The organism is Desulfosporosinus sp. I2 (assembly GCF_000960765.1).
In the GTDB taxonomy this organism is placed as follows: Bacteria; Bacillota; Desulfitobacteriia; order Desulfitobacteriales; family Desulfitobacteriaceae; genus Desulfosporosinus.
Map to the genome: position 1 here is coordinate 1 of NZ_JYNH01000242.1, position 3,129 is coordinate 3,129.

General features: G+C 41.0%; 5 protein-coding genes. 1 reads left to right on the forward strand and 4 read right to left on the reverse strand.

Annotated elements, in window-relative coordinates; translation table 11 throughout:
• Positions 1 to 159 precede the first annotated feature (159 nt).
• The 4 genes from cas2 to UF75_RS29695 form a co-directional block, all read right to left on the reverse strand.
• Positions 160 to 462 carry a CRISPR-associated endonuclease Cas2 gene (gene cas2 / locus UF75_RS25155; protein ID WP_045577257.1) on the reverse strand — a complete coding sequence of 101 codons (303 nt, stop codon included), beginning with the start codon at positions 460 to 462 and terminating at the stop codon, positions 160 to 162.
• 10 nt (positions 463 to 472) lie between these two features.
• Positions 473 to 1,504 (reverse strand): type I-C CRISPR-associated endonuclease Cas1c, encoded by a 1,032-nt coding sequence (gene cas1c / locus UF75_RS25160; RefSeq protein WP_045577258.1) that lies wholly within the window; start codon positions 1,502 to 1,504, stop codon positions 473 to 475.
• Positions 1,501 to 2,193, reverse strand: a complete 693-nt coding sequence (gene cas4, locus UF75_RS25165) for a CRISPR-associated protein Cas4 (protein WP_045577259.1) — start codon at positions 2,191 to 2,193, stop codon at positions 1,501 to 1,503. Before cas4 ends, cas1c begins: the two co-directional genes overlap by 4 nt.
• A 487-nt stretch (positions 2,194 to 2,680) precedes the next feature.
• A complete protein-coding gene (locus tag UF75_RS29695; RefSeq protein WP_207642506.1) occupies positions 2,681 to 2,854 on the reverse strand; it encodes a hypothetical protein in 174 nt (57 codons plus the stop codon).
• 36 nt (positions 2,855 to 2,890) lie between these two features.
• On the opposite strand from UF75_RS29695, the gene UF75_RS29700 reads away from it, so the two are divergent.
• Positions 2,891 to 3,129, forward strand: a 239-nt coding sequence (locus tag UF75_RS29700; RefSeq protein WP_207642507.1) for a hypothetical protein, incomplete at its 3' end; no start/stop codon positions are given.

The window sequence follows — 3,129 nt, forward strand, 5'->3', positions numbered from 1 at the left end:
TGCGACTGTCATAAAATAAGCCTTAAAAAACAAAGCCTTTGAGTACTTTGTTTTGCGAAGCCATTTTTAAACAGGTGAAATCCTCTGATTAAAGTTAAAAAAAACTCATTATATCCTTTGACTTCAAGCATTGCGAAACTACTAGTGAATCAATGACCGCTATAGGTTCGCATCCAGTATTAGAATACCTTCAGGGTCATAAACTTTCTTTGCTCCATAATGTTCCACGTGCTTTTTCCAGTTGCTGCCCAACAAATAATAACGCAAACTATCTGTATTCGGATCTACGATACTCTCTAAACGATGTTTTAATTCAGCATACTGTGTGGGATCTACCAAGCATTCAAATACAGAATTTTGTACTCTTTGTCCGTAATTCACACATTGCTTAGCAACTTTACGTAAACGTTTTTTTCCAGAAACGCTTGTTACGTTTATATCATAAGTAATCAATACCATCATAAAGAACCCCTCACTTCCAGAAAAACGGTGGATAATCTTCCAGATCACCTCTGATATGCCTGGCAAGAAGCATTGCCTGGATATAAGGTACCAATCCCAAGGATACTTTCTCCTCCAAAAACGGATGCATAATTTCTTCTTGCTTGCGTTTCTGCCAGGCTATGAGTAACTCTTTTCTAGTCTTATCGTCCATAATGACAGCACCATTCTCTTTGATAATAAACCCACTAGGATCAATCTGGTTACGGTTTATAAGTGTCACCGCGAGCCTATCCGCAAAATGAGGTCTAAGTTCTTCCATTACATCCAGGGCAAGACTTTGCCTGCCCGGTCTGTCTCGATGTAAAAATCCAGCTTGCGGATCAAGCCCAACACTCTCTAAAGCAGCAACTACTTCATGGGTTAATAAAGTATATAAAAAAGATAACAAGGCATTTACTCGATCTAATGGTGGACGTCTGTTTCTTCCCGCCATAAAGAAATCATCTTTTTGGTTAAGTATCAGTTGATTGAAACCACTGAAATACAAATTTGCAGCCTGTCCTTCCAATCCTCTGACTACATTCAAATCATCTGTCTTATCTAATCTTTTGGCCATTATAGCCATATTTCTCATAATATCTGTTAGCTGATCTGTATCAACCGTTTGTGGATGGTCCCTTACCGCACGATGTAAAACTGCTCTACCGTTAATTATTTTAGCCAGAATAAAACGTTTCGCTAATCTTACCGTTATGCTTTCATTTTCTGTCCATCGATACTGTTTTTTCCTTAACAGGATATTTCCAGAAACTTTACCCGTAATACGCCCCATGAACTTTCCATATTCCGTTAAAAATGACAGCGTTACACCTCTTTCGCAACACAAGTGCATTAGCCCCGGGCTTGCTCCAGCAAAACCAAAACAAACTATTCCCTCCAAGTTATGAACCGGAATACGAAATTTAATTTCATTCTCCGCCTTAATTAGAACATTCTCCCCATCCCGAGCTAAGTATGCATCAGGCATCGTTACATAAAGAGTATTCAGAAGCTTTCTCAAACATCCTTCACCTCCGAATCAATCATTCGTGCCAGATATTCCTTAACAGAGTGCTTCCGAATGGTGAGGTTTGGTTGGCATATTTCTATCAGTGAACACATAGTACAATGCTTACCTTTCTGTGCGTTCGGAGTAGTTCCTTCCGACATCATCTTATGCATTTTTTCAGACAGTTCTTCGACCCTAACACGCAATGATTGGTTGATAAAAATTGTTTCTCGACGCCTGGTCTGACCATAAAAAAGATACCCTGTATCAATTGAAACCTTCAGCATTTCTTCTAGAGCTATTGCTTGGGCGCAAAGTTGAACCGCATCACGATCGTCCAGTTTTGCACGTCCTCGCTTATATTCTACAGGTGAAGGCCGCCACCATCCCTTCCGCTTGCCAAGCCGCAGAGTGATCCCCTCCAATGCATCTTCCACTCTGTAGAATTCAACGACATCCGCTACGCCACGAAGACCAAGTTTATGTGATACAAGCGGCATCGCCCTGACCACCCTGATATCTTTACGTGTTTCATCCTCAAAAGGGTCATCGGTACGCTCATGAAGGTGTTTCCCATCAATTGTGCGAACATTTTCTGCCCAAGCCTGTTCAACATGGATAAGCGCCCATTGCCGCTCGCAAAACGCCATATGTTGAATACCAGAAAGCAACAACAGATCGTCTTCAGAGTAAGTAATCATAATCTCATCTTCCTTATCGTGTATAACTGAAAAGTATCAAATTATGGCTCTACCAAATAAAAAAACTCCCCAAGTTTTAATTCACCCTTCATATATCCGAGAAAATCAGGACTATAATCATATGGCCCATTAATTCCCAAATCTGAGCAGTGACCACCTTGAATAACGTGGTACAAACCTAGTTTATCAATCTTATTAGACCATATTTGACTATTTTAATTCATGAACTCGATTTTCGGCGCCTTCTCACCTTTTCGGATGCCTCTGCTAAAGACTTATCGATAATTACAGTCCGGGTGTCCGTATCAATCACACGGCATGTGTAAATTCATTTCCACGACTTACCCTTCCTCCGACTTGAATAAGGCTTGCAGTAGGATCACATTCTCTAAATCCGGTACCAAAGGAGTAATCATCCCCGCTTCAACACAACTGGTCGCCACTAACGTCCAGTCTCTTATTCCGCAACGCAGCCGTTATATTATTCTCAACCATTATATAAATAAAGTTCTATGAATCGGCGCAAGTGCTGTGGAAAGATATGAAGGACATCATAACCGCACTCACGAATTGTTTGAGCAATAACAGCGGCAGTTTGCACAGTATTAACTGCCCGGAAGCCTTGCTCCCGGTTTCTGAACGACAAAGTCAATAACACCACGACGATTATATGATGCTATTTTCACGAATAACAACAGTGTATTCATCCGATTCTCAAAATCGTGATAATGAGCCGCCAGCTAACACCATATGCCCACCCCAATACTGGTCCAGGTTTCAAGACACCGCCATACCTGTAGCCACAGATACCATGGAATCGCTAAATGCATCTCTTCGACAAAAGTCTCTGAACCAGTCAGTTCGTGTAGCTTTCTTAACCTTGCAGGGTTATAACTATCAAACGTTCAAGCAATTGAACATCTGTGGTTACAATAA

What these genes read in the sequence shown, in the direction of transcription:
- cas4 (WP_045577259.1), bottom strand. Translation starts at nt 2,193, where the DNA reads ATGATTACTTACTCTGAAGACGATCTGTTGTTGCTTTCTGGTATTCAA.
- cas2 (WP_045577257.1), bottom strand. Translation starts at nt 462, where the DNA reads ATGATGGTATTGATTACTTATGATATAAACGTAACAAGCGTTTCTGGA.